Source organism: Sphingobacteriales bacterium, assembly GCA_012517435.1.
GTDB lineage: Bacteria > Bacteroidota > Bacteroidia > CAILMK01 > JAAYUY01 > JAAYUY01.
On record JAAYUY010000248.1, the window covers coordinates 1 to 2,534 of the forward strand.

General features: G+C 43.5%; 2 protein-coding genes. Both read left to right on the top strand.

Annotation, left to right across the window (positions count from 1 at the left end):
• A partial coding sequence (locus tag GX437_13470; GenBank protein ID NLJ08663.1) for a T9SS type A sorting domain-containing protein occupies positions 1-2,023 on the top strand: 2,023 nt, incomplete at its 5' end.
• Positions 2,016-2,534, top strand: a 519-nt coding sequence (locus GX437_13475; GenBank protein ID NLJ08664.1) for a hypothetical protein, incomplete at its 3' end; no start/stop codon positions are given. The genes GX437_13470 and GX437_13475, both read left to right, overlap by 8 nt.

The window sequence follows — 2,534 nt, forward strand, 5'->3', positions numbered from 1 at the left end:
CAAGTATTATCAGGAGGGCGACAATGTGTTTGTGGACGATGTGGAAATCAATGAAATACCCCGCTACGATGCCTGTATCACAAAGATTATCAGTCCTTTCAATCCGGTGTGTGCCGATAGTTTCGTTCCGGCAGTGGTTAAAGTCAGAAACCTCGGATCTGACACACTGCGAATGACTCCGGTCAGCTTAAGAATAAAAAGTTTTTCATCGCAACAGATTGTCTCTGATACTGTTAAAACTCCCATACCACCCGGAGCCAGTATAAATGTTGCCATCGGAAAAGTTAATCTTTCATCTCCCGGGAAATATGAAATGACAGCCATTGTCAGGCATCAGGCCGATACCAGCCTGGGCAATGATTCCTTAGTGGATTATCTTACTGTAAATCAACCCATTAGTTTGCCGGTTACTGAAAATTTTGAAGGCCCTGATTCCCTGAAAAACTGGAAAATATCGAATATGTGGGTATCTTATCCCGGCCATCACGATGTCGTTTCATATAGCCTGAGCAACAGCATCTGGACACAGGATTCCGTGGCTACAGCCATATTTGCTTCCCTGATCGGCCCGCTGACTTCAAAAACCTACCTGAGTTTTGATTACCGCATTGTGAGCAATCCTTATCCTTTTTCCGCCAGGGTACTGACCGCAAAGGACAGCCTGAAAGTGTTGATTACCGATGACTGTAACAGGGAACTTCAATCTTTTTTCGTGATTGACAGCACCAACCATCAGGCTTCATCTGTCATGCGAAGGGTAGTATTGCCCTTGAAAAAATTTGATGGCAAACGTATTTCGTTCGCTTTCCGTCTTGCCTCCGATAGCCTGAATATGAATTATATTGATATTGATTCTGTCGTCATTGCTGAACTTCCTGATATTGATGCCGGAAAGGATACTACGGTTTGTCCGGGAACACCGGTGTGGCTGACTGCCAGGCCCTGCACCGCTTGCAGCTACCGATGGGTAAGGCTTGAAGACGGAAAAACTGTTTCCGATTCGATTCGGGCGCTTGCTTTGACTGATGGGAATTATGTATTGAAGGTAACCGATTCAGCGGGTTGGAGTAACCTTGATACGGTGAGAGTCAGCTATTTTCAGTTGCCAGAAGTAAATGCAGGAAAAGACAAGTACGTATGTACAGGCGACACGGCTATACTGATGGCGAGCGGAGCTGAGGAATATGTTTGGGACGGCTGGTTTGCTTCGAACCCATTGAAAATCAAGGTTTTTGCTAATGATTTTCATTTTGTAAAAGGAACCAGCAGGGAAGACTGCGTAGCTTATGATACCGTGTTTGTCTATGCGTTGAAAAGGCCACAGGTAGAGATTACCGGCCCCGATAGTGTTTGCTACGCTGAAGAAAATACCTTTTATGCTTCAGGTGCTGATACATATTACTGGAATTCAATATTTTCAGCAGAAACTTACACGACAGGATTCAAAAATGACACCGTCATCCGCCTGTTGGGATTTAATCAGTTCGGATGCAGTGATTCAACCTCGAAAGCAGTCAGGGTAAAGTCCCTGCCAATGCCTCATTTGGGAAATGACACCGTTTTGTGTGCCGATAAAAAAATTACCCTGAGCCCGGGGAATTTTCAGTCTTATCTCTGGCACGATCAGTCATCTGTGGCCGTAAAAACATTTGACAGCAGTGGAACAGGATTAGACACGCTGCTGGTTTGGGTTAAAGTGTGGCAAAACGGTTGCAGCAATACCGATAGCCTCAGAATTATCTTTAAAAACTGCTCCTCCATGGCGGAGGCAGACAAGCTGAAATGTTTCATTTCTCCGAATCCTTTTTCAGCTGACTTAAATGTTTTAATTCCGGGAAATACGCTTAAAACTACTGTAAATCTGTATGATGGAAAAGGAGTCTTGTTAAAAAGTACTGTTACTTACGGCAATATTGTTCAGTTGAACACTTCAGGACTGCCGGAGGGTTTTTACTGCATTGCCGTCAGAAATGATAAGGTGTTTTTTATTCAGAAAGTATTAAAAATCAAAGAGAATGATTAGAAAAATATGGATACTGGCTTTTGTTTCAATCATAAGTCTGCAATTGAATGCCCAGCTTTCTGGAACCTATACCATAGGGAAAAGCGGGAGTGAAAATTATTCCAGCTTCAAAGCTGCATTGATAGATTGTTATCTGAAAGGCATTGTCAACACAGTAACTTTTAAGGTTAGTCCGGGTGTTTATGAAGAGCAGGTAGTAGTCCCATATATTTTCGGGGCAAAGGTTTCGACACCTGTTATATTTGAAGCAGCCAATGGCGACAGTACCAGCGTGATTCTGAAATATAAACCTTTGAGCGATTCTGCAAATTTCACCCTGTTAATTGATGCCACTGATTATGTCGTTTTCAGGAAGATGACCTTTTCGACCGACACCATAAGCGGGCGTCTTGTTGAGATCAGTACCTATTGCACCGGGGTTCAGTTTTATAATTGCCGTTTCCTTGGTTGGAAAAACGGGGCGGAACTCGTTTATTCTGCACCTTATCCTGCAGGCTACGGCAATACGTAC